Annotated in this window: 28 protein-coding genes; 21 read left to right on the top strand and 7 right to left on the bottom strand. The window is 40.6% G+C overall.

What is annotated here, in order from left to right; translation table 11 throughout:
* Window positions 1-290 precede the first annotated feature (290 nt).
* From F565_RS0102800 to F565_RS0102860, 13 genes are all read left to right on the top strand, one after another.
* Entirely contained in the window at window positions 291-923 is a 633-nt protein-coding gene (locus F565_RS0102800) for a hydrolase (protein WP_020211674.1), read from the top strand.
* Window positions 924-1066: 143 nt separating this feature from the next.
* On the top strand, window positions 1067-2359 hold the full coding sequence (locus tag F565_RS0102805; protein WP_154652518.1) for an alginate export family protein: 1293 nt from the start codon (window positions 1067-1069) through the stop codon (window positions 2357-2359).
* A gap of 20 nt (window positions 2360-2379) precedes the next feature.
* Window positions 2380-3114, top strand: a complete 735-nt coding sequence (locus F565_RS0102810; protein WP_020211676.1) for a M17 family peptidase N-terminal domain-containing protein — start codon at window positions 2380-2382, stop codon at window positions 3112-3114.
* Window positions 3115-3119: 5 nt separating this feature from the next.
* The gene (locus F565_RS0102815; RefSeq protein WP_020211677.1) at window positions 3120-5006 is read left to right on the top strand and encodes an amidohydrolase; all 1887 of its coding nucleotides are present in this window, start codon (window positions 3120-3122) and stop codon (window positions 5004-5006) included.
* 10 nt (window positions 5007-5016) lie between these two features.
* Complete coding sequence (locus F565_RS0102820; protein WP_020211678.1) at window positions 5017-5448, top strand: DoxX family protein; 432 nt, start codon at window positions 5017-5019, stop codon at window positions 5446-5448.
* Window positions 5449-5452: 4 nt separating this feature from the next.
* Window positions 5453-6124, top strand: coding sequence for a YoaK family protein (locus F565_RS0102825; RefSeq protein WP_020211679.1), 672 nt, complete (start codon window positions 5453-5455; stop codon window positions 6122-6124).
* Between the two features lie 103 nt (window positions 6125-6227).
* On the top strand, window positions 6228-8414 hold the full coding sequence (locus F565_RS22255) for a histidine kinase dimerization/phosphoacceptor domain -containing protein (RefSeq protein WP_169336014.1): 2187 nt from the start codon (window positions 6228-6230) through the stop codon (window positions 8412-8414).
* Window positions 8414-9796 (top strand): sigma-54-dependent transcriptional regulator, encoded by a 1383-nt coding sequence (locus F565_RS0102835; RefSeq protein ID WP_020211681.1) that lies wholly within the window; start codon window positions 8414-8416, stop codon window positions 9794-9796. The genes F565_RS22255 and F565_RS0102835 overlap by 1 nt, the downstream gene beginning before the upstream one ends.
* Window positions 9797-9817: 21 nt before the next feature.
* A complete protein-coding gene (locus F565_RS0102840) occupies window positions 9818-10753 on the top strand; it encodes a ring-cleaving dioxygenase (protein ID WP_020211682.1) in 936 nt (311 codons plus the stop codon).
* Window positions 10754-10761: 8 nt separating this feature from the next.
* Window positions 10762-11058, top strand: a complete 297-nt coding sequence (locus F565_RS0102845; protein WP_020211683.1) for a GNAT family N-acetyltransferase — start codon at window positions 10762-10764, stop codon at window positions 11056-11058.
* Window positions 11059-11060: 2 nt separating this feature from the next.
* Window positions 11061-11678 carry an alpha/beta hydrolase gene (locus F565_RS0102850; protein ID WP_020211684.1) on the top strand — a complete coding sequence of 206 codons (618 nt, stop codon included), beginning with the start codon at window positions 11061-11063 and terminating at the stop codon, window positions 11676-11678.
* Window positions 11679-11683: 5 nt separating this feature from the next.
* Window positions 11684-12034, top strand: coding sequence for a cupin domain-containing protein (locus tag F565_RS0102855; protein WP_020211685.1), 351 nt, complete (start codon window positions 11684-11686; stop codon window positions 12032-12034).
* A 12-nt stretch (window positions 12035-12046) separates the two neighbouring features.
* A complete protein-coding gene (locus tag F565_RS0102860; RefSeq protein ID WP_020211686.1) occupies window positions 12047-12670 on the top strand; it encodes a TMEM175 family protein in 624 nt (207 codons plus the stop codon).
* Window positions 12671-13003: 333 nt separating this feature from the next.
* On the opposite strand, the gene F565_RS0102865 is transcribed toward F565_RS0102860, so the two are convergent.
* Window positions 13004-14605: a sigma-54 interaction domain-containing protein gene (locus tag F565_RS0102865; protein ID WP_020211687.1), complete on the bottom strand. Its 1602-nt coding sequence runs from the start codon at window positions 14603-14605 to the stop codon at window positions 13004-13006.
* 242 nt (window positions 14606-14847) lie between these two features.
* On the opposite strand from F565_RS0102865, the gene F565_RS0102870 reads away from it, so the two are divergent.
* The 8 genes from F565_RS0102870 to F565_RS0102905 all read left to right on the top strand — a co-directional run bounded on the left by F565_RS0102870 (window position 14848) and on the right by F565_RS0102905 (window position 21484).
* Window positions 14848-15363 carry a MaoC family dehydratase gene (locus tag F565_RS0102870; protein WP_020211688.1) on the top strand — a complete coding sequence of 172 codons (516 nt, stop codon included), beginning with the start codon at window positions 14848-14850 and terminating at the stop codon, window positions 15361-15363.
* A gap of 276 nt (window positions 15364-15639) precedes the next feature.
* On the top strand, window positions 15640-16605 hold the full coding sequence (locus tag F565_RS0102875; RefSeq protein ID WP_020211689.1) for an alpha/beta fold hydrolase: 966 nt from the start codon (window positions 15640-15642) through the stop codon (window positions 16603-16605).
* A 65-nt stretch (window positions 16606-16670) separates the two neighbouring features.
* Window positions 16671-16985 (top strand): hypothetical protein, encoded by a 315-nt coding sequence (locus tag F565_RS0102880; RefSeq protein WP_020211690.1) that lies wholly within the window; start codon window positions 16671-16673, stop codon window positions 16983-16985.
* Between the two features lie 45 nt (window positions 16986-17030).
* On the top strand, window positions 17031-18194 hold the full coding sequence (locus tag F565_RS0102885) for an MFS transporter (protein WP_020211691.1): 1164 nt from the start codon (window positions 17031-17033) through the stop codon (window positions 18192-18194).
* A 20-nt stretch (window positions 18195-18214) separates the two neighbouring features.
* Window positions 18215-19216 carry a type I glyceraldehyde-3-phosphate dehydrogenase gene (locus F565_RS0102890; protein ID WP_020211692.1) on the top strand — a complete coding sequence of 334 codons (1002 nt, stop codon included), beginning with the start codon at window positions 18215-18217 and terminating at the stop codon, window positions 19214-19216.
* A 226-nt stretch (window positions 19217-19442) separates the two neighbouring features.
* Window positions 19443-20339, top strand: coding sequence for a pirin family protein (locus tag F565_RS0102895; protein WP_020211693.1), 897 nt, complete (start codon window positions 19443-19445; stop codon window positions 20337-20339).
* A gap of 3 nt (window positions 20340-20342) precedes the next feature.
* A complete protein-coding gene (locus F565_RS0102900; protein ID WP_020211694.1) occupies window positions 20343-20633 on the top strand; it encodes a GNAT family N-acetyltransferase in 291 nt (96 codons plus the stop codon).
* A 53-nt stretch (window positions 20634-20686) separates the two neighbouring features.
* Window positions 20687-21484, top strand: coding sequence for an alpha/beta hydrolase (locus tag F565_RS0102905; RefSeq protein ID WP_020211695.1), 798 nt, complete (start codon window positions 20687-20689; stop codon window positions 21482-21484).
* 79 nt (window positions 21485-21563) lie between these two features.
* Here F565_RS0102905 and F565_RS0102910 read toward each other — a convergent pair whose 3' ends face one another.
* The 6 genes from F565_RS0102910 to F565_RS0102935 all read right to left on the bottom strand — a co-directional run bounded on the left by F565_RS0102910 (window position 21564) and on the right by F565_RS0102935 (window position 26248).
* Window positions 21564-22502, bottom strand: coding sequence for a DUF5996 family protein (locus F565_RS0102910; protein ID WP_020211696.1), 939 nt, complete (start codon window positions 22500-22502; stop codon window positions 21564-21566).
* Between the two features lie 80 nt (window positions 22503-22582).
* On the bottom strand, window positions 22583-23488 hold the full coding sequence (locus F565_RS0102915; protein ID WP_020211697.1) for an alpha/beta hydrolase: 906 nt from the start codon (window positions 23486-23488) through the stop codon (window positions 22583-22585).
* A gap of 128 nt (window positions 23489-23616) precedes the next feature.
* Entirely contained in the window at window positions 23617-24561 is a 945-nt protein-coding gene (locus F565_RS0102920; protein WP_197062222.1) for a bestrophin family protein, read from the bottom strand.
* A gap of 86 nt (window positions 24562-24647) precedes the next feature.
* Entirely contained in the window at window positions 24648-25091 is a 444-nt protein-coding gene (locus F565_RS0102925) for a carboxymuconolactone decarboxylase family protein (RefSeq protein WP_020211699.1), read from the bottom strand.
* A gap of 48 nt (window positions 25092-25139) precedes the next feature.
* A complete protein-coding gene (locus tag F565_RS0102930; RefSeq protein WP_026299847.1) occupies window positions 25140-25811 on the bottom strand; it encodes a succinate dehydrogenase cytochrome b subunit in 672 nt (223 codons plus the stop codon).
* A gap of 92 nt (window positions 25812-25903) precedes the next feature.
* The gene (locus F565_RS0102935; protein ID WP_020211701.1) at window positions 25904-26248 is read right to left on the bottom strand and encodes a YciI family protein; all 345 of its coding nucleotides are present in this window, start codon (window positions 26246-26248) and stop codon (window positions 25904-25906) included.
* Window positions 26249-26262: the final 14 nt, after the last annotated feature.

The raw sequence follows: 26262 nt of genomic DNA on the forward strand, positions 1-26262 counted from the left end.
TTACAAGGATATATTGCGCCAAATATAAATTATAAAACTAACATATATACACTTTTTACTTAAGCAACTAAAATACAGTATATTATAAAGAACATTTCAAAGCTTTTAATTTATAAGTATAAATATCTTTAGCTAACACTATCAAAACTTTATCTAATAGCTTTATCATAAAATTACGATATGCCGTAGAAAAATAAATTGGGTAAATTATATAAACCTATGTCTTTAAAGGCTTTATAAAAAAGGCACAGCATTGGTTATATGTTAGAAAATATTTAATCTAACATTTTATGAAACCATCACCAGATCTTTTATCACCCGAAAATCATGCTTTAGTATTAATTGATTTTGAAGGGCAAATGGCATTTGCAACTAACAGCATTGCAATTAGCGAATTACGTACTAATGTAGCAATCATTAGCGGAGCATCAAAGATATTTAATGTTCCTACAATAGTAACCACCGTTGCCGAAGAAAGTTTTTCTGGCCCCGTTTTTCCTGAGATTGAAGAATTTTATCCGCAGGCTACATCAGGTTACATAGACCGTACCAGTATGAATACCTGGGAAGACGAAGCGGCCTATAAAGCCATTACCGGGCTTAACAAGAACAAGCTCGTACTTGCAGGATTATGGACAGGTGTATGCATAGTAGGCCCGGCATTATCTGCCATTGCAGAAGGCTATGACGTGTATGTAATTACAGATGCTTGTGGCGATGTAAGCACAGAGGCTCACGAACGTGCTGTGCAGCGCATGGTACACTCTGGTGTTAAACCTATCACATCGGTACAGTACCTTTTAGAACTGCAAAGAGACTGGGCACGCCAGGAAACGTATGTTGCTGTAACTAACCTTATGAAAAAACATGGAGCCGGTTACGGCCTGGGCATTCAGTATGCGCATAACATGATTAAACACTAAGAGCATTACCAATAACAACCACAATAAAACCCCAACCCGTGCAGGCATTTTATTACATAGCTTTTAAAAAATATTTTTTTATAACGGCAATTGTTATTACATGCCTGAACGGGTTTACATTGTATGCTCAAAATTTTAAATTAATGCGCTACGATGAAAACTACGAATACCTAAAAGATTCTTCCCGCAGCATTTATGAGAAAGTTAAGTACACACCGCTTAACAAATCGGGCAGCACATACATTTCTTTTGGAGGCGAGGCACGTGGCGAGTTTGTTGATTTTAATAATGAAGACTGGGGCCGGTTTAACGTAGGCCACAACAATTTTTTTCTGCAGCGGTACGACGTCCACGCCGATGTTCATTTTGGTCCAAAATTCAGGGTGTTTGCCCAGTTACGCAGTGCTTTTCAGAATGGCAGTAAAACAGGGTCGAGCCCTGTAGATGAGGACCATCTTAACATACAAAACCTTTTTGCCGATGTTGTTTTGTATAAAAAGGAAGATAAGGTACTGCAAACACGCCTTGGGAGGCAGGAAATAAATTATGGCTCCGGCAGGCTTATATCGGTAGGCGAAGGGCCCAATGCAAGGCTATATTTTACAGGTGGTAAGGTTTGGTATACATCGGCAAGGCTGTCTGTAGATGTGTTTGCCATGATGCAGGACACCGTTAACCCCGGCACTTTTGACAATAAGGCTTCTAAGCAGCTTAACCTTTGGGGCGTTTACTCAAAGCTTATTATACCTAAAAGTGGCAACTTAGATATGTACTACATAGGCATCAATAAAAAACTCTCCCGGTTTGAAGAAGGTACGGCTAAAGAGGTGCGCCATACCGTGGGTGCACGCCTCTGGAAAAACGGCGGTGGCTTTATTTATAACCTCGAAGCGGCCTACCAGTTTGGCACCTTTGGCAGTGGCAATATTAGTGCCTGGACAGCATCTGTAGACCTTGGGTACTCTTTCGAGAACACAAAATTTAAACCCACCATAAACCTGCGCAATGATTATATATCGGGAGATAAAAGAGCCGGAGATGGCAGCCTGCAAACCTTTAACCCATTGTACCCACGGGGCGGTTATTTAGGCTTTAGCCCGCAAACAGGCCCTGTTAACCTTATAGATATTCACCCGTATGGCACGCTCGATTTATTGCCTAACCTTAAGTTTCAGGCAGATGTGGTGCTTAACTGGCGTTACTCGCTTAACGATGGTGTGTACAGACCCAGTGGCGGCTTTAATATGCCCGGGTCATCATCGCGCAAGCGGTTTATTGGCACCTCATATCTTGCCAATTTAGCATATACTGTAAACAATTACACATCGCTGGTAAGCGGCCTGCAATATTTTAAAACAGGAGGCTTCCTTAACGATGTAATTCCAAATTCTAAAAATGGTTTGTTCTTTAACCTACAGCTTAGCTTCATGTTTTAAACAAACGCAAAACTAATATCATGAAAAACATAAAACACATATTTAATACTTTATTGGTTGCAGCTTTTTTAAGCACAGCAGCACTAACTACAACAGCACAAACCACTGCCGATGTTAAAACTACCCCACAGGGTACATCTGTAATTTGGGGTAAAGTGGATGGCGTAGCCGTAGAGGGTATGGTACAGGGCCCATCTACGGAAGTAGCCGACCTGCAGGTTGCCTGCGTTTTTGAATATACCGAAGGCGACATCTTTAATTCTCCCCCTGCCCTGCCTGCTGCTGTAAACGGTATGGTGCATTTAGACCACGACCTAAAAGGCATTATTACAGAGATTCGCAAAAGCGGAAAATTTGCAGGCCATGCCTTCGAAACTTTATTGATAACCCCGCCTGCAGGAACTATAGGTTCTAAAAAACTATTGCTTATAGGCCTGGGCGACCGTAATAAATTTACGCCGGAACTTATGAAAATTGTGGGCAGTGTAGCCATGAACGAAGCACTGCGCCTTGGGGTAAGCCATTATGCATTTGCAAGCGACCTTAAAGATGCCGGTATCGATTCGCCAACGGCACTTGTAGCGGGCTATGTAGTTGCCGGTACGTTTGAGGCCTACAGGACACAAGCATGGTTAAAAGATAAAAAAATGGCAGCATACAAGCCACTTACTAAGGTTACGTTACTGGCAGGCCCTGCATTTTACACCGTTGCCGGAGAGGGTATTAAAGAAGCTATTGCCAAACTAAATAAATAACCATTATGAAAGCAGATATAATATTATATAATGGCAAAGTACACAGTTTTAGCAAACAAAATGCCAATGCCACAGCTATAGCCATTAAAGACGGCAAGTTTGTAGCTATAGGCAATGATGCTGCCGTTATGGAGTTTGCATCTGAAGGGACCAGGATTATTAATCTTGAGAAAAAACGTGTGGTGCCCGGCATTAACGACTCACACATACACCTTATACGCGGTGGGTTAAATTATAATTTAGAACTTCGTTGGGATGGTGTACCATCATTAGCAGATGCCTTACGTATGCTTAAAGAACAGGTAGACCGCACACCATCGCCGCAATGGGTACGCGTAGTGGGCGGGTGGAGCGAGTTTCAGTTTGCAGAGCGACGCATGCCAACACTGGAAGAAATAAACGCCATAGCCCCGGAAACACCTGTATTTATACTACACCTTTATGACAGGGCTATTATGAACAGGGCTGCATTAAAAGCTGTAGGTTTTACTAAAGATACTCCTGCACCCCCGGGCGGACACATACAAAAAGACAGCAATGGCGAACCTACGGGGCTTATAATTGCAACGCCAAATGCTATGATATTATACAGCACGCTTGCAAAAGGGCCCACATTGCCTTATGAGCAGCAGGTAAACTCTACAAGGCATTTTATGAAAGAGCTTAACCGCTTTGGCATTACCAGCGTTATAGATGCCGGTGGTGGTTTCCAGAATTTTCCTGATGACTATAGAGTGGTAAACGAGCTTAACGAGAAAAAACAGCTTACCGTGCGCATTGCCTACAACCTGTTTACCCAAAAGCCCAAACATGAGTTTGAAGATTTTAGCGACTGGATAGACACCGTTAAACTATACCAGGGAGATGACATGTACCGCCATAACGGTGCAGGAGAAATGCTGGTATTTTCTGCGGCTGATTTTGAAGATTTCCTTCAGCCACGCCCGGACCTTCCTGAAAACATGGAAGCCGACCTTGAAAAAGTGGTACGCCTTTTAGTGGCAAACCGTTGGCCATTCAGGCTGCATGCCACTTACAACGAAAGCATTACCCGCTTTTTAAATGTATTCGAAAAAGTAAACCGCGATATTCCGTTTGACGGGTTGCCCTGGATTTTTGACCATGCCGAAACTATAGACGAACGCAATATAGAGCGTACTAAAAATCTGGGTGGCGGTATAGCCATACAAAGCCGCATGGCATACCAGGGCGAATACTTTACAGACCGTTACGGTGCTAAAGCTGCCGAAAGTACGCCCCCCATTAAAACCATGCTGGAAATGGAAGTGCCCGTAGGCGGCGGCAGCGATGCTACAAGGGTAAGCAGCTACAACCCGTGGGTTTCTATGTACTGGCTTACGGTGGGTAAAACCGTTGGCGGATTACAGCTTTACAATAAAAGCAGGCTAACGCGCGAGGTAGCTTTAGAGTTATATACAAAGGGCAGTGCGTGGTTTTCTCAGGAACAGCAAAAAAAGGGTGATATACAGGTAGGCATGTTTGCAGATCTTGCTGTATTAAACCGTGATTATTTTAATGTTGATGACGAAGATGTTAAAAACATAGAAGCCGAAATGACGGTTGTAGATGGTAAGATCGTATATGCTAAAGGCGATTTTTCTTCGTACTCGCCTCCTTCTATCCCCATTTTACCTGACTGGTCGCCTACTAAAATTTACAACGGCTATTATCCGGCGGGTGGGCATACAGCTCAGCCACATTCGCATGTTGGCAAGCCAAACACCAAAGGGCTTACAGCGCAAATACACAGTTGCAGCGGCAGTTGCGATGTGCACGCACATAACCATGACAATGCACGGCTAAGCAATGTACCCGTTAATAATTACACCGCATTTTGGGGTGCTTTAGGATGCTCATGCTTTGCATTTTAATATAACTATCATGACAGAACTTATAAAACAATTATTATATTCTGATGCGGGCAGCGCATTTAATAATGTCGCACTACTCATCTTCAGGATACTTTTAGCTATAGAACTTTTCAGGGTACACGGCATGAAAAAATTCAGGGTGCAAAATGGTGAAAAAGAGCATGTACCTAACCCTCTTGGCCTGCCCAATAAACTTAATGCGCTGGTAGCTGCATTTTCAGATACGGTTGTGCCATTTTTTATCATCTTCGGCCTGGGTACACGGCTGGCAATACTGCCCACAATTGGGGTAACTGCCATAGGCTATTTCGTAGTGCACCGCAAAGATTCTGTAGAAGTAAGGGATGTGCCTTACATGTACACACTCAGCCTTTTATTTTTACTGGCTTTGGGCGCCGGGACTTACTCTTTAGACTATTATGTGTTTAATCTCTTAAAATAAAAAAATGGCACAAACAAATAACATTGGTAAGGTAACCATGATGCTTACGGCTGTTGCCGGCTATTGCGATACGGCCACATTTGTAGCCGGCGATAATATATTTTCGGCACACGTAACAGGCAACTTTATAACGTTTGCCTACCAGATGATAACCGGTTCTAACATTAATTCATGGGTAAAATTGCTTACCTTTCCGGTATTTATCATCGCGGTAATAATTGGCGGAAGGTTATCCTTAAAAGCAGAAAACAAAAATAAAGTATTGCTGGCAGAGGCCATAATACTTATTATTGTCGGAATTTTAGCTTTTACCTGGCACTTGGAAAAAGACAAGGTTTTTATGTACACAATAGTAATGATGACCGTTTTTGCATTAGGGCTTCAAAATGCCTACGGTAAGCTTTACAGTAAAGAAACCTATGGCCCCACAACCATGATGACAGGAAATGTAACCCAGGCATCTTTAGATTTTGGGTTGCTTATAGCCGGTAAGTTTAGTGCAGGAGATGCACTTGTAAGCTTTAAAAAACAAATGACAACAATAATAGGTTTTTTGGCAGGCTGTATACTTGGGGCCTTATTAGCAAGAGAATTTGGGCTTGCATCTATTATCCTGCCCGGGTTTGCTATGCTGGCTTGTTATTTTTTATCGGCTAAACCCCAGGTAGCTGCATAACAGTAATTTTAAAAAAAAAATGATTTGTAAATATATAATACCGGCTTTAGTTTTAGTTTTTTGCATAAACAAAAGCTACTGCCAGAGCATATCCCGGCAAGAGATGAACGCTATAATTGCTAAAATTCATTTTGAAAAAAATGAAGAAAAAAAAGCCGGCTTATTATATAATGCAGCAGAATATTATTTAGAAACAGAAGGCAGCCTTAAAAAAGACCTGGATAGTGCCGGGTTACTTAATGGCCAGTCGGTAAAAATCAGCAGGGAGCTTGGATTAAAAAGTAATGTAGCAAAAAGCATGTTGCTTAATAGCCGCATTGCAAATGAAAAAGGAAATAGTACTGCTGCCCGCAACTTATGTCGGGCAGCACTGGATTATGCCCTTAGTAACAACCTAAAAAATGAAGCGGCAAGTATATACGTTACCTCGGCAGTGGACATTGAAGACAATGAGAATTTAAAAAAAGCCGAAGATTTAAAAAAGGCCGCCGTATTATATAAACAGGCAGGTGCACTTTATGATGAGGCAGAAACATTTAATCAGATATCTATACTTTATAATAGCATTGACGAGCCGGGAATATCTAACAAATATGCGCTACAGGCAATCAGCATTAAAAAGAGCATAAAAAGGCATGACCTGTATAAGGAATATACAATGCTGGGCTTAAACTTAAGGGTACAGGGCAAATACAAAGAAGCGCTGGCTTATGCGCTGGCTGCCGAGAAGATAACCGAAAATATTAAAATTAAAGATGACTGGCTTAGTATTATATACGACCTTACAGGAACTATTTATTCTGAAATGAAATTTTATGACAAATCTGTAGACTATTATAAAAAAGCCATTGAGGTAGCAAAAAGAGGTAATGATGAAGTTGGCATAAATGCTATAACAATTAATACTGCCAGGGGGCTGCTAAGCAGGGATAAATATGACGAGGCCCTTTCTATATTAAACAATGTGCCTAAGTATTACCATACCAAAGATTGTAATACAGAGTATGCATCGATATTTATTTTAATTTATTGCAAGCTAAAAAAATATGATAAGGCAAAACCTTATTATGACCACTTAGTAAAATGTAACGATGTTAATAATGGTATTTTTAAAGATCATATAGGTCAGGAAAAGGTGTATTATGCCATGATATACTATTTAATAAATACCGGCCAGGCAGGTAAGACTTATCAATACATTAACGAATTAAACACGCTTGCAAAAAAGAATAACGACTTATTGAATCTTTCGCAGTTAGAAAAAGTGCGCTTTGAAGCAGATTCTGCCACGGGTAATTACCTGTCTGCCATCTCGCATTTAAAGGAGCATAAACTGTTAAACGATTCTCTTTATAACATAAACAGCAGGAGGCAATTTGCAAACCTGCAGCTTAAGTACGAAACCGACAAAAAAGATAAGAATATAAAAATGCTCACGCAGCAGGGTAAGCTGCAGGAAGCACGAATATATAACGATACTGTACTGCGCTATGTATTTATTGGCAGCCTTGTTGCATTAATATTGTTTACAGGATTACTATATAACCGATTTAGGCTAAAACAACGCAGCAACAGTAAATTACAGTTAAAACAGGAAAAAATTAATGTGCAAAATGGCTTGCTTAAAAGGCTGCTCACAGAGAAAGAATGGCTGCTGAAGGAAATTCACCACAGGGTAAAAAACAACCTGCAAATTGTTATTAGCCTTCTTAATACACAATCTGCCTACCTGGATAACGAAGATGCACTTATGGCCATACAAAACAGCCAGCACCGCATGCACGCCATGTCGCTCATACACCAAAAGCTGTATCAGTCTAACAATCTTGCCAGTATAGATATGTCATGGTACATTTATGAACTTGTAAATTATTTAAAAGATTGTTTTGATACCACCCGAAAGGTAAACTTTATTTTAGATACCGATAAAGTAGACCTGGATGTGGCACAGGCGGTACCACTGGGCTTAATACTTAATGAGGCTATTAGCAATGCCATAAAATATGCTTTTCCTGATAATGCCAGGGGCATAGTAACCATAAAATTAAAAAAAACAGATGAAAGTACCTACCAGTTAATAATAGCAGATGATGGCATAGGACTGCCGGTCGACTTTGAATTAGAAAACAGGGATTCTTTAGGCATGAACCTTATGATAGGCCTTAGCGAACAGTTGGACGGTTCTTTTAGTATTGAGAACAACAAAGGCCTGCACGTTATAATAACCTTTATAAAAAACAAAAAACTTATGGGATCTGACGATAACCCATTAAATGTAAAAGATAACTGATGAAGGAGAAAATATTAATAGTAGAAGATGAATTTATTGTAGCTAACGACCTTAAATTAATGCTTATTAAGGGAGGTTACCAGGTTACGGGCATAGCATCATCTGTAGTGCAGGCAAGAAAACTCATAGAGGCTAAAAGGCCGGACTGGGTGCTGCTGGATATTATGCTTAAGGGCGACCTTACAGGCATAGACCTTGCATGGGAGCTGGTAGAACAACAGGTACCTTTTTTATACATATCTGCAAATACTAACCAAACCACGCTGGAGTCTGTAAAGGCAACACAGCCTTATGGTTTTATGGTAAAACCATTTAGAGAGCGCGACCTGCTTGTAATGCTGGATATTGCGCGTTACCGCTACGGCATAGAACATGCAAATGATACTGTTTTACTACAGCAAAATTTTGTAGCAGAACCTAATACTATTGATGGCATTATAGGCCACAGCGAAGAACTTTTAAGCGTTTTAGAAAAAATACATCTTGTTGCGCCTACAGAAACATCGGTACTGGTATTGGGCGAAAGCGGTACAGGCAAAGAAAAAATAGCCCACTCTTTACACAATCTTTCTTCACGAAAAGCAAACCCTGTTATAACAGTAAACTGTGCAGCCCTGCCCCACTCGCTCATAGAGTCGGAACTTTTTGGGCATGAGCGCGGGGCCTTTACCGGGGCAAATACAGCACGCACCGGCAAGTTTGAGCAGGCTGACGGTGGCACTGTTTTTCTGGACGAGATAGGCGAACTGCCTTTAGACTCTCAGGTAAAATTACTGCGGGTATTGCAGGAACGTGAAATAGAACGCCTTGGTGGCGATAAAACCATAAAAGTAAACGTGCGCATTGTGGCAGCAACAAACAGGTCTCTTGAAAAAGAGGTAGCCGAAGGACGCTTTCGCCTCGACCTATATTACAGGTTAAATGTTTTCCCTATACAGCTGCCACCGCTTAGGGAGCGTAAAGAAGATATAGAAGAGCTGGCACTTTACTTTCTTAAAAAGTATGCAGCAAAATCGCATAAAAATGTAACCGGTATTTCTTTGGCTGCTTTAGGACAGCTTAAACAATACAACTGGCCGGGAAATATAAGGGAACTGGAACATTTAATAGAGCGCAGCGTGCTCCTGTCTAAAGGTAATGAAATACAGGCTTTTGATATTACCGTGATTCCTGAAACAGCCTTAATTGCCACAACAAATGAAACCGTAAGCGGGGAAATAAAATCAATGGAAGAAATGGAAAGGGACCATATACTTAATGCCCTTAAAATTTGCGCAGGTAAGGTATTTGGCACAGGAGGCGCTGCAGAATTGCTAAAGATGCCGGCACAAACGCTGTATTCTAAAATGAAAAAATTAGGTATAAAACAAGAATACTCATAATCAACACAAAAAAATAGTATCATGCAACAAAAAATTTTAGGGCTTCACCATATTACGGCTATTGCCGGTAATGCCCAGCGCAATCATGACTTTTACACTAATGTATTAGGACTCAGGTTTGTTAAGAAAACCGTGAATTTTGACGATCCCGGAACATACCATTTTTACTATGGCAATGCCGATGCACAGCCGGGAAGTATACTTACTTTTTTTCCGTGGGAAAACTCGGGTAAAGGAGAGAACGGTACCGGTATGGCTACCGATATAGGATACTCTGTACCTGAGGGAAGCCTTGACTTTTGGGCAGACCGCTTTAAGGAATTTAATATTGCTGTGGGAGAAAAAGGAGAGCGTTTTGGCGAAACCTACCTGCCGTTTACAGATCCTGACGGGTTAAACCTAAGCCTTATTGTGCCTAAATATAATGATACAAGGAATGCCTGGGAAACCGTAGCCGTAAAAAAAGAAAATGCAACAAAAGGTTTTCATAGTGCTACACTTACCCTTAAAAGTATTGATGCTACTGCAAAGATACTTACTGATATTTTTGGCTACACACTACAGTCTCAGGATGGTAACCGTTACCGCTTTATTACCGATACTGTAACCGAAGCTGCTGTTATAGACCTTGTAGAAGACACTAACGGTAAACGTGGCATTAATGCAGGCGGCACTAACCATCACGTAGCGTTTAGGGTTAAGGATGAGGCTATGCAAATGGAGTTTAGGGAACGTATTTTAGAAAAAAATCTTAACATCACTCCGCAAATAGACCGCGATTACTTTTACTCGCTTTACTTTAGGGAACCGGGCGGGGTACTTTTTGAAATTGCAACGGATAATCCCGGCTTTGCAGTAGATGAACCCTTTGAATCGCTTGGAACAAGCCTTAAGCTGCCTAAACAATATGAGCCTCGCAGGGCAGAGATAGAAAAAATATTACCAATAATTAAATAAGCAAAATTATGGCAAATGTAAAACTGGAACTGGATGAAAAGCAACATGGCGCTTTTAACCTGTATGATGGGGAGTCTAAAATAGGCGAAATGGTAATAGGCATTAAAAATGATGTACTTACCGTTTACCATACCGAGGTAGATGAAGACCAGTCGGGCAAGGGATATGCAAAATTACTGCTGGATGCAATGACTACCTATGCACGCCAGAATAAATTAATGGTGCGCGCATTATGCGTTTATGTGCTTGGCCAGTTTAAAAGACATCCTGAAGAATATGCCGACATTTGGCTAAAAGAAGAATAACTATGCATACAGAAAACATACAAACAGCGGGCGTTTCTTTACAGGAAGCAGGTAAAGCCCTTATAATGATACATGGCCGTGGTGGCAGTGCCGAAGATATTTTATCGTTGGCAAGGCACCTCAACGTGCAGGATTATGCCCTCGTAGCACCACAAGCTACAAATAATAGCTGGTACCCTCAGTCGTTTTTAGCACCATTAGAGCAAAATGAACCTTACCTGTCTTCAGCTTTAGCATTATTATCTAAAACTGTTGATAGTATCGAGGCACAAGGTATTGCTAAAGAGAACATTTACTTTATGGGCTTCTCTCAGGGAGCTTGCCTGGCACTCGATTTTACAACCCGCAATGCTGCAAAATATGGTGGCATAGCTGCCTTTACAGGTGGGCTTATAGGCGATGCTGTGTACCCAGATCATTATAACGGCAATTTTAATGGCACTCCGGTATTTATAGGCACGAGCGACCCTGATTTTCATGTACCGGTACAAAGGGTACATGACACAACGGCACTGATGCAAAGTATGGGGGCTAATGTAACCGAGAAGGTATATCCTAATATGGGGCATACCATAAGCCAGGACGAAATAGATCTTGCTAACCAGCTCATTTTTAAATAATAGCTATGTTTAGTGTAACCCGTATTTACAGCGATGCTTATGGCGACAGTCATTTTGAGGATATTACCATTCCGCTTAAGAGCAATGGTGAGATAGGTTTCCTTTCGGATGAAGAACTTGTTAAGGGAATCATTTTTAGGGAAGTTGTAGCATCTTACGATTTTGATTTTCATAATGCCCCACAGCGCCAGTACATTATATTGCTCGATGGCGGAGTCATAATAGAAACATCTTTAGGCGATATAAGAACCTTTACAACAGGCCAAATATTACTGGTAGAAGACATAACAGGCAAAGGCCACAAGACTAAAAATATTGAGAATAAAACCAGAAAATCGGTTTTTATAACGCTATAAAAGCACAACGAAATGGAAAAAGAAACTGTGAGGATGGAGGGTTTTAGCGATGCTATATTTGCCATTGCCATAACGCTGCTTGTATTAGACCTGCACATACCCGATAAAGACGCGTTAACAAGTACAACCGCTATAATAAGCTATTTAAAAGGGCAATGGCCATCATACCTGGCAATTTCTATTTCGTTTTTTAGTATTTATATAATGTGGGTAAACCATCATAAATTGTTTAAACAAATATATGTAAGGAATACGGGGATTACTTTTGCAAACGGACTTATACTATTCCTGGTAACGGCTGTATCCTACCCTACCGGTTTAATGGCACGCTTTTTCGATACGCCATCGGCAAACTTAGTGGTAGCCATTTACACTGGTTTGTTTGTACTTATTAATTTGTCATATAACCTGTTGTGGTATATTGCAAGCCGCGATAAAACACTGCTACGCCCGGATATTACTAATGATGCCATTAAAAAGATAAAGCTGAATTATCTCTACGGTTTGCCTACCTACTGCCTTGCTTTTGGGCTATCTTTTAATTATCCTACAGCAGCTTTAATTATTTGTGTTGTGCTATGGGTCTTCTGGGCATTGTCATCAGGGAGAATACACCATAATGAGAATTTAGTGTAATACCATTTGCATATATTTTATGGTTCAATAGAGATTAAATGTCACGCAAAGTCGGGAAGCCACAAAGTTTAAAACGGAATATTTTCTGTGGAAAAAGCGACTGTTAAGTCGCAAAGCTTTGCGACTTAACAGTCGCTGTTGTTCCAACTTATTAAACAGTAGAGCTTTGCGGCTTCGCGACTTTGCGTGAAAAAATATTTGACCTATATTATATTTTAATTTGGTATAACACTTTAATAAGCTAATAAACTGCAAGCTGACACGAATTTTCCGTCTTAATAAATTTATTTTGTGAACCAGAGAAATTCGTGTCAGCTTTTTTTTTAGCGTCTGCTACCTAACCAAATGCATTTTTTTAATACCCAGCTTTTGCATTTTAGAAATGAGTGTTGTAGCAGGAATGCCTAATAAAACAGCAGCTCCATAAGGGCCGGAAATACGTCCGTTACATTTTTTTACTACCTTGAGTATATGGTCTTTTTCTACATCCTGTAACGACATGATGTAAAATTCATCCTCGCTACTATTCTGTGCATTAGTTTCTGTTTTAGGAAAATGCACTTCTTTAATAGTATCCCCTTTAGCATACAAAATGCTTCGTTCTATAATATTTCCCAGTTCGCGCACATTGCCCGGCCAGTGGTAAGCGGCCATCCCTTCCATTGCCTTATGCGAAAACTTAACCACATTTTTTCCTGTTTTTGCAGCATGGTAGGTTAAAAAATAGTTGCTTAATAGTGGCAGGTCTTCCATACGCTCACGCAAAGATGGTATAACTATGGGGTATACATTAAGGCGGTAATACAGGTCGCTCCTAAAACGGCCTTCGGCAACCTCTGTAAGCAAATCGCGGTTAGTGGCTGCAATAATACGTACGTTAATTTTAATTGTGCTGCTTGCGCCAATGCGCTCTATTTCGCGCTCCTGTAAAACGCGCAGCATTTTAGCCTGAAGTTCTAACGGCAACTCGCCTATTTCGTCAAGAAAAATAGTGCTGTTATTGGCAAGTTCAAATTTGCCTATCCTCCTGTCCGTAGCGCCGGTAAAACTACCCTTTTCATGGCCAAACAATTCACTTTCTATAAGGTGTGCGGGTATGGCGGCACAATTAACCTTTATCATGGTTTTATCCCTGTAAGGAGAGTTTTGATGAATGGCGCATGCTATAAGCTCTTTGCCCGTACCGGTTTCTCCCATTACAAGTACGTTGGTTTCAGAATAAGCTACGCGGTTTATTAAATCAAAAACCTTTTGTATGGTGCTGCAACGGCCTATAATGCCCGAAAAATTATCCTCTGTAATTTCCTGTTTTTTGGGAGCCAGCTTTTCTTCCTGCGGCTTGCTTCTCAATACCTCAAGTTCAGTCTCCATTACTTCCCACTTTTGCGCAAGTGATACATTAAGTACTGTGATTGATAACTGCGTTGCAACACCTTTAAGCAATCTCGCCGCCTGTCTGCTTAGTCCGTCAGGCTTTTTATATAGTAGGAAAACTATCGAGGGCTGTTTTTTTTTGTAGGGTAATGGTATGCCTATAACATAGCGAATGCCTGATAGTTGTGCTTTCTGAATATAATCAGGCAGTTGCTTTTTTGTCATTTGCGACAACTCAAAAACAATATTATCTGCCGATGCCGTACAGCAATTAAAAAAACCGTCGGCAGTGTTATAAAAAATCTTGCTTTTCTGTAAAGTTGTAGTGTCAGAACATTGGTAAAATATAGAATACTGCTGCTCATCTGCATCGGTGGTGCAAACAATCAGATCGTCAAAATTAAGCAGCTCCCTAAGCCGTGGATTTATAACCTGAGAAAAACCAATGCTATCTGTTACGGGCGCAAGACTGTTGCAAACCGAAAAAATAAGCGATTGCTCCCTTTCACGTTCCTGCAGGTTTTTTAATAAGGCATCTGTGGCGGCGTTATTTTTTTCCATAAAATTAAGGTATTAAAGGGGGCAATGCAATTTCGGCTAAAAAACTTAAATAGTAAAGAAAATCGCCACTTTTTGCTTTAGCAGTTTCGCAAAATTTTGCTCATAAATTTACGAAATAACATAAATAGTTAGTTACCGTACTCAATATAAATTAATGGTATACAGCACATTGTATTACAGGCATGTTTTTAGTGTAATTAAATATATCGCAAAATCAATTGTAATATAAAAAAACCAAAAAAATGGACACACAACCTACCTCAAAAAACAATGCAAATCCTGCAGGAGACTTTAACCCGGACACGTTTTTAATTGTAGAACCTAAAACATTTGAAGACCTTAAAATAGGGGATATTTTCAGGGCACCAAGCCGCACCTTAACCGATGCCCATGCATCGGCATTCCAAACCGTATCGTGCGATAATCACCCCGTGCATTATGATAAAGAGTGGGCACAAAAACGCGGGCACAGCGCACCGGTTGTACACGGGTTGCAGGTTCTTGCCTTTACCGCACCGGGTGCAACATTGTTCCCGCACTACATAGGCGAAGTATTCATTGCCTTTACAGGGCTGTCCTGCCAGTTTTTAAAAGAGGTACACTCCGGCGATACATTATACTCTGCACTTGAAATTAAGGAACTGATACCTAATGGCAAAACAGGGACTGTAGTTGCCGGTGTTACTGTTTATAATCAAAATAAAGAGCTTGTACTAATGGGTGAACACCAGTACTTACTGCGCACACAGGAAGTTTAAACCCGACCATAAAATTACGAAATACCGTAAGGTGCTTTTTAACCACTACAACGTAAGCAACTATAAATAAGCAGCTTAATTTTAAGAGTCGTTTTTTGAATTGTTGTTACTAAATATATAATCAATTTAAAAACAAAATTTATGGGCAACAGTTTCATTTACAATTGCAGAGGTTCATGCAGCTTCTAAAATCGAATCAGAATTACCAACACAAAACAATTATCTGTCCGGATAACAGATAATCACATTAATTTAAACTTTTAAAACACAATAATCATGGATTTCAAATACAAAATCGTAAATCTGGCGGCATTGGCAGCACTTGCCATCTCAATTTCAGCTTGCTCTAAAAAAGAAGAAACAAAATCTGAATCAACAGATACAACTGTTGCAACAACTACACAAACTACCGGCACTACAGGGGCACGTAAAGAATACTACGAGGTAGCGCCTAATGTAAAATTACACGTTACAGATCTGGGCGATGGCCCTGTTGTGGTACTTATTCCGGGTTACCCATTAAGCGATGAAAGCTGGGAATACCAGTTTCATGACCTTGTTAAGGCGGGTTATCGCGTAGTTGCCATAACAATGCGTGGCTTTGGCAAATCAGACAAGCCTTACGGCAGCTATAATTACGACCAGTTTGCTACAGATATCAAGTCGGTTTTAGACCAGCTTGATGTTAAAGATGCAACCATAGGCGGGCACTCTATGGGTGGCGCTATAGCCCTGCATTATGTGGCTAAATTTAATGGTGCACACATAAAAAAACTGGCCTTGTTTGCTGCTGCTGCACCCTGCCATACCAAAAAGGCTGATTATCCTTACCCTTTGTTTACCAAAGAGCAAATTTCGCAATGGGTCGACTTAAATAATACTGACCGTCCTGCCCTTCTTGCCGCAGTAGGTTCTCAGTTTACGCTAAACGCTACATCTGTAAATGCGGGTATTGGAGGATGGCTGTATGGCCTTGAAATGCAATCATCTGCATATGCTATGGAGCAGGCGCTTATATCACTTCGTGATGAAGACCTTCGTGATGACCTGCCCAAAATAAAAGTGCCAACACTTATTTTTAATGCTAAGCAGGACAGGATTGTTGCCTTTGCACTGGCAGAGCAAATGAACAAAGCCATTGCAGGGTCGAGGCTTGTACCGTTTGAAAAAAGCGGGCATGCCTTATTTATAGAAGAGAAAGATAAATTTAATACCGAGTTTATTAAATTTTTAAAAGAGTAACCTTACCCTGAATTATAACAAACCCCATATTATAAAAAGTATGGGGTTTTATTACAAATACAATTATGGAAAATACACAACCCTCTTTTGACACCGTTATAGAAACCCTTAACTGGCTGCGTACACAAGGCTTTACCCACGACTTTAACCTTGATTATGACACCATTAAATATAATAACGGTACAGGCATCATGTCGCCCGAAGACTTTCATATAGAATGGGTTTTTAGGTTTGAAGGTGAAACGGACCCCGGCGATGAAGAAATTATTTACGGCATAACATCTGCCGCACATAATATTAAAGGCGTATTGCTAAGTGCTTACGGCATGTATGCAGACCCGTTATCTGACCGAATGATACAGAAGCTTTCTGTACATTAATTTTTATGCTTAATTTTAGTAATAATTTTAATACTAAAAAATACAATGGAAAAAGTAAGTCAGTTATCGTTCACCCAGGTACTTATCATGGCAGTAACTGCCGGTATCTGTGTGGCTAACATTTATTATAACCAGCCTATTCTAAACGAAATTGCTTTGTCTCTGCATATAGACCCTAAACACATAGGTAACATTTCGCCATTAGCGCAGGCAGGCTATGGCCTGGGCCTGCTGCTCATAACACCGCTGGGCGATAAAATGGACAGGAAACGACTCATTTTATGGTTGCAGGTTTTTCTTATTCTTGCACTAATAGGCATGTCGTTTGCGGCTAATCTTTTCCAGCTTTATGCGGCAAGCCTTGCTATAGGATTATTTGCTGTAACTGCACAGGTTATATTGCCCATGGCTGCCAGCCTGGTAACCGAAAATAAGGGTAAAATTGTAGGCACTATATTTACGGGTATACTTATAGGGGTACTTACGGCCAGGGTTTTTAGCGGCTTTATAACAGAGAGTCTTGGCTGGCAATATGTATACAGGATATCGGCGGTATTAGTGGCGTTATCAGCATTATTAATGCAAACAGATTTCCCTTCAAACAAAGACCGTTTTAACGGAACCTATATTCAACTACTGCAATCGGTAATGTTGCAGCTTAAAAGATTCCATACCCTAAGGATAACGGCATTAATTGGCGCACTGGCTTTTGGCAGCCTAAGTTCGTTCTGGGTAACGCTTACCTTTTATTTAAGCGGAAGCCCTTTTAATTATTCGGCAGCAATAATAGGCCTTTTTGGCTTGCTGGCAGCAGGTGGCGCACTCCTTGCCCCGGTTGTAGGTAAACTTGCCGATAAAGGCAGCCACAAGCGGTCGCTAATGGTATCCCTGCTATTTGTACTGGTAAGCCTTGCGGCTTTGTATCTTTTCCCCGGGTCGTTAGTTAGCCTTTTAGTAGCTGTGCTGCTTATAGATATAGGTGTACAGGCAGTGCAAATTACAAACATTGCCCTTATCTATACTTTAGATACGCAGGCCAACAGCAGGATAAATACCGTTTACATGACGTCTTATTTTATAGGGGGTGCCGGTGGTGCATACATAGGCCTGCTTGCCTGGAACTACGGCGGATGGAATATGGTACTTGCCCAAATGGCAATTTTTATAACTATTGCACTTATAGCTTCGCGAAGCTTAAAAACTAAATAACAATATTAAATACAACTATCATGTCTAAAATAGCTATATATGGATTTGGCCGCATTGGCCGCCAGTTTTTGCGCGTTGCGATAACTAATAAATTATTTGTTCCTGCGGTAATTGCCGATGTTCAGGATATTAAAACCCTTGCTGCGCTTTTTAGTGTAGATACTAATTATGGCCGGTGGAATGAGCCTGTATCTGCCGAAGGCGATAGCTTTAGTATTGGCGGCAGGCAAGTAAGCTATGTAAACTCGCTTAAAGAGGTACCCGACTGGAACGCCCTTGGAGTTGACTTTGTGGTAGATTGCAGCGGCCGTGCCTCTACCCGTACCGGGGCACAGGTACATATAGACAGGGGCGCAAAACATGTGCTTATTAGTGCACCAAGCAAAACTTTGGCAGACTGTGATGCTGTGCTGCTTAAAGGTATTAATCTTGAATCGTTTGACCCTGAAAACCACAAAATAATAAGCATGGGCAGTTGTACTACTAATGCACTTGCGGCTGTAGTAAAAGTTGTCTTAGAAAACTTTGGTATACAATACGGTTTGTTTACTACAGTACACTCCTACACCAATACCCAGTCGTTAACAGACCAACCCATGAAAGACAGGCGTGACTCATGGGCTGCGGCAGAAAATATCATCCCGTCATCATCGGGTGCAGCAAGGGCATTGCAGTTTATATGGAAAGACCTTAAAATTACCGGCAAGGCTTACAGGGTTCCTACCCGTACCGGCAGTATTGCAGAGCTAAACCTGATTACAGAAAAAGACTGTACTGTACAGGAAGTTAACGATGCCTTTAGAAAAGCTGCTGCCGAAGGTTCGCTTAAAGGAGTTTTGGATGTATTGGAAGAAGAATGGAGCTCTGCCCGCATAGTTGCCGATCCGCATTCTTCTATAATAGACCTGCCACTTACCGTTAAGGAAGGCAATTTACTATCTGTAGCGGCATGGTATGATAACGAATGGGGCTTTGCTAACAGGCTTGCAGAAGTTGCAAAATATTTATCGGAAAAAATTTAAGTATTCAACATACAAAAATATCCTGTAAAGGTTGCGATGGTTTGCATTGCAGCCTTTATTTATTTTATAAAAAACCCTGAACAACCTATATAATAAAATGCAGATTACTGCCAGTCAGCAGATTGTCTGTAAATTTTGAGTGATTTAAAGTTTTGATAGCGAAATCGTTATCGAAGATTGCTCTTTCAGGATAATTTCGTAATTTTAAAGCTAATTATTTTACAATATGTCTAATATTAACCTTATTATTGAAGAGCGCCCCGCAAGCATAGGCAACTTTTTAGTGGGCAGGCTCTTGCCTTTTAAAGATAAGCGTACTGTGGGGCCTTTTGCCTTTATAGACCACATGGGGCCTGTGGCGCTTAGCGACCAGGAGAATATGGATGTAGGTCCGCATCCGCATATTGGCCTTTCTACCCTTACCTATTTATTTGAAGGCAATATACTGCACCGCGACAGCCTGGGTACCGAAATGGAAATTACTCCCGGACAGGTTAACTGGATGACATCCGGCAGAGGTATTGTACACTCTGAACGTACTCCCGAAAGGCTGCGCCACAGTGACAAGAATTTGCATGGCCTGCAAATTTGGGTAGCCCTGCCCAAACATCTGGAGCAAATGGATCCTTCTTTTGCGCACGTTACTGAAGATGAATTACCTGTTTGGGATGAAAATGGCGTTACCATTAAACTTATTGCAGGTGAGGCCTTTGGCAAAAAATCGCCGGTGCCGGTTTATAGCCCTCTTTATTTTTTAGAATTAAAAAGTACTGCTAAACAAAAAGTAGCCATAGGCAGCGGTTTATATGGCGAAAGCGGATTGTATATTCTTGATGGCAGCATAGATAGCGATGGTGCTACCTTTTTACCTAAACAATTGCTCGTGGCAAAAGATAGTTCCATCTGCGAATTTACCATGAATGAGAACACCACGCTATATATTTTTGGAGGAGAACCATTCCCGGAGCCGAGGCACATATACTGGAATTTTGTGGCATCGTCTGCAGAGCTTATTGAGGAGGCTAAGCAACGCTGGACAGCACAGGAGTTTCCTAAAATTCCAGGCGAAACGGGTTTTATACCCCTGCCGGAACAAAACAGCAATTTTAATATCAAGAAATAATATATGGATATACAACATTACAGCGATGGCACTAAAGGCCATTTTAAAGCAACCGAAGGCGAACAGGAAGCGGGTATAATGACCTATAGCATTACCGGAGACCATATCATTACCATAGAGCACACAGTGGGCAACCCGGAATTTAAAGGCGTTGGATCGCAGTTATTAGACAGGGCTGTGGCCTATGCCCGCGCCAATAGCCTAAAGATAATTCCGCAGTGCCCTTTTGCAAAAAAAATGTTTGACCGCAAGCCGGAAATACACGATGTTTTAGCACCTGAAATCGACAATTAGGGACTATTACATTTAACATATTTATAAAAACACTAACAAATCCCCCAGGATTTATGTACCTTTCTAAAACAATTGTATTTATTACAGGAGCTTTCGTGACCCATAAAAGTTGGGATCCGTGGGCCGCTTATTTTAAAACCAAAGGCTATACCTGCCTTGTGCCACCATGGCCTTACAAAGACGGCACCGTACATGAACTGCGAAACCGACAGCCCAACGATAAAGATCTTGCAGGGCTACGGCTTTCGCAGCTTATAGACCATTATGGAGATATTATAAAGAGCCTGCCCGAAAAACCTATAGTAATAGGGCATTCTCTTGGCGGACTAATAGCACAGGTACTGATAAACCGCGATCTGGTTTCGGCGGGGGTAGCCATACATTCTGTACCGCCAAAAGGTGTTTTCTCTTTTGAATGGCCTTTCCTTAAATCAATATGGAAACCTTTGGGTTATTTTACATCGGTAAAAAAAACACACCTCATGAGCCTCAACGAGTGGAAACACGCTTTTACCAATGGAATGACTGCAGAAGAGCAGCTACTATCTTATGAAGAAAATGCAATACCCGAATCTAAGCGTGTACTTAGGGATGCATTGAGCAGTGCAGCAAAAATTGATTTTAATAAAGTGCATCAGCCACTGCTATTTATAACCGGTAGTACCGATCATATAACGCCTAATTCGCTTAATTATGAAAATTACATAAAGTATGATAAGAACCATTCTTTTACCGATTATAAAGAATTTGCAGGCAAAAATCATTTTGTAATAGGTCTATCAACATGGCACGACGAGGCCGATTATATACTTTCCTGGCTTGATATTTTAAGCCATAGCGAAAAAAAATAATCCTATAATGCAAAAGTGATCTTAACTTTAATAAGTCAGGATCACTTTTTGCAACTTATCATGTGGCACGTTTATTTATTTAATGCCTCTGTACTTCTACTATTTTAAAGTCCCTGTCTTTTTTATATAGTTCATTATCCCAATTTGCAAGTTTGGCTCCAATGGCATAAGTGCTCCTTAAAAATTCTAAAAGCATTTCTTCAGGATTTGCAGATTGCTGTACTGCCGAATACGGTAAAATAAATTCTCCCATATCATTGTTGTAATATGCTTCTGAAGGAGATAAATCTGCTGTTTTATAACCCTCCGGTTCCGGGTACAGGTAGCAATAAAATGCAGCATCGGGAAATGCTTCAGATCCTGTCCAAAAACCAAAATCCATTAATTCATGGCTGTAGGCATCCTGCAAAACCCAGTTGGGCAGTCCCGGTATTTTTCCCGGATGCTGTGGTGCAGTACGGCCCGAAAAAAATGCAAGTGCAAGATCAAACCCGCCCCAAAAAAAATGTATCGGGCTGCTTTTTCCTGTAAATTCCCCCCTAAAAACCATAAAAACATCCTGTATAGATAGTAAAGCTTCATGAAAACCTGTGGCATGTATTGCAAGGTAGGTTTTATGAACCTCATCTTTTTCAAAAGGTATGGCATTTTCAATTTCAGAGGGTGTGGTCATTATCTCCAGTTCTATACCAAGCCCTTTTAGGGCATACATTACATCATTGTAAAATTGCGCTATAGAAAGTCCGTAAAGTTTAAATGCCCTTACATCTCCCCTGCTTGTTATAATTTTAAGTTCGTGATCTATAAAATCAAGATCCATCTGGAAGTCTAATTTTTCGTAAGGCATACTTTGAGTGGTAAGCCCCGATGGTGTAATGTGCAGGGTAACATTCCAAGAATGGTTTGCCCATGGTAGTGTTGCCAGTTTAATTTTACCTAAAACCTGCGTAAAAAGCTGTAATGTTTGATAAGTATCTTTCCCTTCTTTATAAGAGAGTAAAGGCCATAATTTTTTCATGATGTTAAGAATAATAGTTATGCCACCCTGTTATAGAGAATGACTGAAATTACTAAAAAATGTTTTGAAAGGAAATAGATTTAACTATTCTTGGCAAGAGATAGTACTGCTTTAGTTAAATACCCGTCGGCAGTTAGAAATCCCTCTAAAATGCTAAAGTGGTTAGCATCTGCCACTATTAATGAGCTGCCGTCATTGCCTGCCCTTTGCCATGCCTGCAAATAGAGCAGCGATTGTTTTTTAAAGGCAGCAGTTTCTTCAGATCCCCACGCTACAATTAAGGGGATGGCACTTGGCACAACAAGCCTTAAAGGGCTCGATGACAGTACCTGATCTGCAGTTATGCGCAATGCAGGTTCTACAAAAGTCTGGGCTACAGGCTCCAGGTCATAAAGGCCGCTTATTGCAAGAATACCTTTTATAATGTTATTAGATAAGCCATACTCTTTCCAGTTGGTTAATGTAGCCATGGCTGCAAGATGCCCCCCGGCAGAATGGCCTGCAATAAAAATCCTTGTAGGATCGCCATTGTAAGCGTCTATGTTTTTTGCTGTCCACGCTACCGAAGACCGTACCTGCCTTACAATTTCGGGGATGGTTACAACGGGGGCCAGTGCATACGTAACAATTACAACTGTAAACTTAGCTAACGATAATCCCATGGCAACAAAATCGTAATCATCGCCTAAACCCAGTTTCCAGTACCCGCCATGTACAAAAACGAGCACCGGTGCATTAGGGTTTGCAGAGGGATATACCGTTAGCCTTTCCATTACCGTATGGCCATAAGATACCGTTATCCTGTTTTTTAAAACTTTTCGTGTCGTTTCGCTTGTTCTTACATAGTTACTTATATAATCGGGAAAATTAGCCACAGCACTTTCCACGTCATATTCTTTATCTATTTCCTGCTGGGTATCATAATCTCCATAAAGCTTTTTAGCCGAAAAATCCTGGCTTGTAAAATTTGTATCTTCTTGTATCATAGCACTATTTTTTATTGTCTTGTTAGTTTTAAAGGTTGCACACAGGTACTCCTGCCGGCAGCAATTATTGTGATACAATTTTTGCAACCGGAAAATAAATGTGTATTAAAAGGATGTATTGGGTTACCTTACAGTATAATAGTATGCTGCGGCTGTAAAAAAGGTGGTAAGTGGGTTTCGCCAAGCATTTCGCGCAGGTCATTTTCTATAAGGCGGGATATTTGAGATATGGGTACATCGTTAGCGCTGCCTTCAAAAGGATTCTCTGTGCTGTCGCCCACCTGGCCCAGCGCCATATACATCCAGGATATAATAACACTGAAAGGAATAACCAGCCATACCATGTTACCTTTCATAATACCCTCTACAGTTTCGTTTAGCTTATCAAATTCTTTTAGCATTCCAAAGGGCAGCAAAAAACAAAAGAACCGCACAAGCAACGAATTAATAATTGCATATTGCCGTGGGTACGGGCTGTCTTTTAGTTGCTCGCTCCTTCCCTGGTGGCTGTAAAAATCTTTTATGGTGCGCTGCATATCGACAAATTGCAGTACAACAATTTCCTGATCATTATATAGCTGCTTAAGGGTTTTGCTTTGTAATGCCATAATTTGGGTTGCCTTATTTTTGGTGCTCAAAATATATTTCAATTCTGCAGCATCAAGATATTTGGCAAGTTCTGTTTCTAAATCTGTTTCCCATTCCGGTATAGAATAATATTTTTGATACTCTGCGTTGTGTGCCTTACCGGATGTTTCCCATACCCTGTAACTCCTCATTTCATACCGCAACGCCGTGAGCCATGCAAAATGGCGGTATACTAACTTTTTAGTATGCCCGGTATTATTTATAAAATCCCTGCTCATGGTGCCCCACGAACGGCTGCTGTTTAATATCGATGTCCATATTTGCTGTGCATCAAGCGTGCGGTTATAGGTTTGTGTATTTTTAAACCCAACAATAAATGCGGTAGCGGTACCTAAAAGGGCAACAACCGTCCAGGATACTCCAAGCCATTTCAGGTTTAAATATTGGTAAAGCACAACAGGTAGTATTCCCATTAAAAGCAGCATATAAATGCTTTTTCTTGTCCAGATTATAAACTCTGAAATTTTATATGATTTGCCGGTATACATGGTTGCTTTACTTGTTTGTGTAATTAAAAATTAGGTTCCATTTTAAAGCCCACGCCTATACGGTTCCAGGCGTTTATAACGGTAGCTGCCGTAATAATTTGTGCCGTAAGCGTTTCGCCAAATTTTTCTAAACATTTTGCATACAGCGCATCTTCCAGCCCGTCATGGTGTATAAATGTAACCTGTTCTGTAACCTGAAGTATTAGCTGCTCCTCTTCGGTAAAATGGCTTAAGGCTTCTCTCCATACATTTACTAAAGCTATTTTTCTTGGTTCTATACCTAATGCCAGTGCATCCTGCGTGTGCTTGTCCAGGCAAAAAGCACAGCCGTTAAGGTGTGATGCCTTAATTTTAATAAGCTCCTGGTGCCATTTATCAATGTCCGATTCTTTAATTACAACATCCATTGCATTTAGTGCCTGGAATGCTTTAGGAAATACTTTCCCAATAAAAAGTCTTGCTTTCATAATTTTTAAATTTAAATGTTTGTGTTGATTATATATAGTGTAAAATTTTTAACGAAGCCAGCCTGCATAAATTGATATAGGCATCATGAACAGGACAAACGGTACTGTTATTGAGAAACTATTGCATAAAAATGCCAGTATGGGATTCCATTTTGGGTGGTCTATGCCTAATGATGTTAGTGCACTTTTAAAACCGTGATACAAATGCCAGAATAATGCAAAACAGCCAAACGTATATATAATAACCTCTATGGGGTTCTGAAATTTCTCTATCATCATTTCATACAAAGGCAACTCTTCTCCTGTTTTAAACTGGTGTATGCGGTTAGGTATCCAAAAATTAGAGGTATGTATTACTAAAAACAACAATATTAGCGTACCAAGCAATGCCATACTGCGGCTGTACCATGTTACCCCTTTTACCGGTTTAGAGTAGGCATATTGTACAGGCCTTGCATCGCGGTTTTTTTTCCAGAGAAGCAGGCCCTGTATAATATGTATAACAAAACCCAGTATAAGTACAATTTCTATAGTGCGTATAATAGGGTTTGTAGCCATAAAATGTGCCCCAATAGTAAATATCTTACCACCATCATTATAAAAAATAAGCGCATTGATAGACATGTGCACTAAAAGAAAACTTATAAGGAACAGGCCCGTTAACGACATTGTTATTTTTCTGCCTATAGAACTTGTAAAGAAATTGGCTATCCAGTTCATACAAAATAGTTTTTTAACGTTAATATTTTTCATTAAAAAAGAGCATGCTAACTCTTAAAGAAAGGCGAAAGCATGCCCGGTAAAAAAATGTTTTATGCCACCGGTATTGCCATACGAACCTCTACCGTGGCACCGTATTTAATAATTGGGCAGCCTTGTGCCAGGGCAACAGCCTCTTCATAATTTTCAGATTTTATAAGGAACAATCCCCCTATAGAATTTGTACCTGTGCCAAAAGGGCCTTTTGTAACAGTTGTACCGTTAATAACCCTGCCATCTGCATCCCAGCGTTTAGGCGTGCCTACAAGCTTGTCCTGTGCAGCTATACCTGCAACCCAGTCCTGGTATGGCTTCATAGCCTCTTTCATTTGTTCTGCTGTTGGCGTTGGGTTTTCGCTTGTAATGTCTCTACGGATAACTAATAAAAATTCCTGCATAATAATTGTATTTA

The sequence above is a fragment of the Flavobacterium rivuli WB 3.3-2 = DSM 21788 genome (assembly GCF_000378485.1).
GTDB lineage: Bacteria > Bacteroidota > Bacteroidia > Flavobacteriales > Flavobacteriaceae > Flavobacterium > Flavobacterium rivuli.

What these genes read in the sequence shown, in the direction of transcription:
- F565_RS0102800 (WP_020211674.1), top strand. Translation starts at nt 291, where the DNA reads ATGAAACCATCACCAGATCTTTTATCACCCGAAAATCATGCTTTAGTA.
- F565_RS0102805 (WP_154652518.1), top strand. Translation starts at nt 1,067, where the DNA reads ATGCGCTACGATGAAAACTACGAATACCTAAAAGATTCTTCCCGCAGC.
- F565_RS0102810 (WP_020211676.1), top strand. Translation starts at nt 2,380, where the DNA reads ATGAAAAACATAAAACACATATTTAATACTTTATTGGTTGCAGCTTTT.
- F565_RS0102815 (WP_020211677.1), top strand. Translation starts at nt 3,120, where the DNA reads ATGAAAGCAGATATAATATTATATAATGGCAAAGTACACAGTTTTAGC.
- F565_RS0102820 (WP_020211678.1), top strand. Translation starts at nt 5,017, where the DNA reads ATGACAGAACTTATAAAACAATTATTATATTCTGATGCGGGCAGCGCA.
- F565_RS0102825 (WP_020211679.1), top strand. Translation starts at nt 5,453, where the DNA reads ATGGCACAAACAAATAACATTGGTAAGGTAACCATGATGCTTACGGCT.
- F565_RS22255 (WP_169336014.1), top strand. Translation starts at nt 6,228, where the DNA reads ATGAACGCTATAATTGCTAAAATTCATTTTGAAAAAAATGAAGAAAAA.
- F565_RS0102835 (WP_020211681.1), top strand. Translation starts at nt 8,414, where the DNA reads ATGAAGGAGAAAATATTAATAGTAGAAGATGAATTTATTGTAGCTAAC.
- F565_RS0102840 (WP_020211682.1), top strand. Translation starts at nt 9,818, where the DNA reads ATGCAACAAAAAATTTTAGGGCTTCACCATATTACGGCTATTGCCGGT.
- F565_RS0102845 (WP_020211683.1), top strand. Translation starts at nt 10,762, where the DNA reads ATGGCAAATGTAAAACTGGAACTGGATGAAAAGCAACATGGCGCTTTT.
- F565_RS0102850 (WP_020211684.1), top strand. Translation starts at nt 11,061, where the DNA reads ATGCATACAGAAAACATACAAACAGCGGGCGTTTCTTTACAGGAAGCA.
- F565_RS0102855 (WP_020211685.1), top strand. Translation starts at nt 11,684, where the DNA reads ATGTTTAGTGTAACCCGTATTTACAGCGATGCTTATGGCGACAGTCAT.
- F565_RS0102860 (WP_020211686.1), top strand. Translation starts at nt 12,047, where the DNA reads ATGGAAAAAGAAACTGTGAGGATGGAGGGTTTTAGCGATGCTATATTT.
- F565_RS0102865 (WP_020211687.1), bottom strand. Translation starts at nt 14,605, where the DNA reads ATGGAAAAAAATAACGCCGCCACAGATGCCTTATTAAAAAACCTGCAG.
- F565_RS0102870 (WP_020211688.1), top strand. Translation starts at nt 14,848, where the DNA reads ATGGACACACAACCTACCTCAAAAAACAATGCAAATCCTGCAGGAGAC.
- F565_RS0102875 (WP_020211689.1), top strand. Translation starts at nt 15,640, where the DNA reads ATGGATTTCAAATACAAAATCGTAAATCTGGCGGCATTGGCAGCACTT.
- F565_RS0102880 (WP_020211690.1), top strand. Translation starts at nt 16,671, where the DNA reads ATGGAAAATACACAACCCTCTTTTGACACCGTTATAGAAACCCTTAAC.
- F565_RS0102885 (WP_020211691.1), top strand. Translation starts at nt 17,031, where the DNA reads ATGGAAAAAGTAAGTCAGTTATCGTTCACCCAGGTACTTATCATGGCA.
- F565_RS0102890 (WP_020211692.1), top strand. Translation starts at nt 18,215, where the DNA reads ATGTCTAAAATAGCTATATATGGATTTGGCCGCATTGGCCGCCAGTTT.
- F565_RS0102895 (WP_020211693.1), top strand. Translation starts at nt 19,443, where the DNA reads ATGTCTAATATTAACCTTATTATTGAAGAGCGCCCCGCAAGCATAGGC.
- F565_RS0102900 (WP_020211694.1), top strand. Translation starts at nt 20,343, where the DNA reads ATGGATATACAACATTACAGCGATGGCACTAAAGGCCATTTTAAAGCA.
- F565_RS0102905 (WP_020211695.1), top strand. Translation starts at nt 20,687, where the DNA reads ATGTACCTTTCTAAAACAATTGTATTTATTACAGGAGCTTTCGTGACC.
- F565_RS0102910 (WP_020211696.1), bottom strand. Translation starts at nt 22,502, where the DNA reads ATGAAAAAATTATGGCCTTTACTCTCTTATAAAGAAGGGAAAGATACT.
- F565_RS0102915 (WP_020211697.1), bottom strand. Translation starts at nt 23,488, where the DNA reads ATGATACAAGAAGATACAAATTTTACAAGCCAGGATTTTTCGGCTAAA.
- F565_RS0102920 (WP_197062222.1), bottom strand. Translation starts at nt 24,561, where the DNA reads ATGCTGCTTTTAATGGGAATACTACCTGTTGTGCTTTACCAATATTTA.
- F565_RS0102925 (WP_020211699.1), bottom strand. Translation starts at nt 25,091, where the DNA reads ATGAAAGCAAGACTTTTTATTGGGAAAGTATTTCCTAAAGCATTCCAG.
- F565_RS0102930 (WP_026299847.1), bottom strand. Translation starts at nt 25,811, where the DNA reads ATGAACTGGATAGCCAATTTCTTTACAAGTTCTATAGGCAGAAAAATA.
- F565_RS0102935 (WP_020211701.1), bottom strand. Translation starts at nt 26,248, where the DNA reads ATGCAGGAATTTTTATTAGTTATCCGTAGAGACATTACAAGCGAAAAC.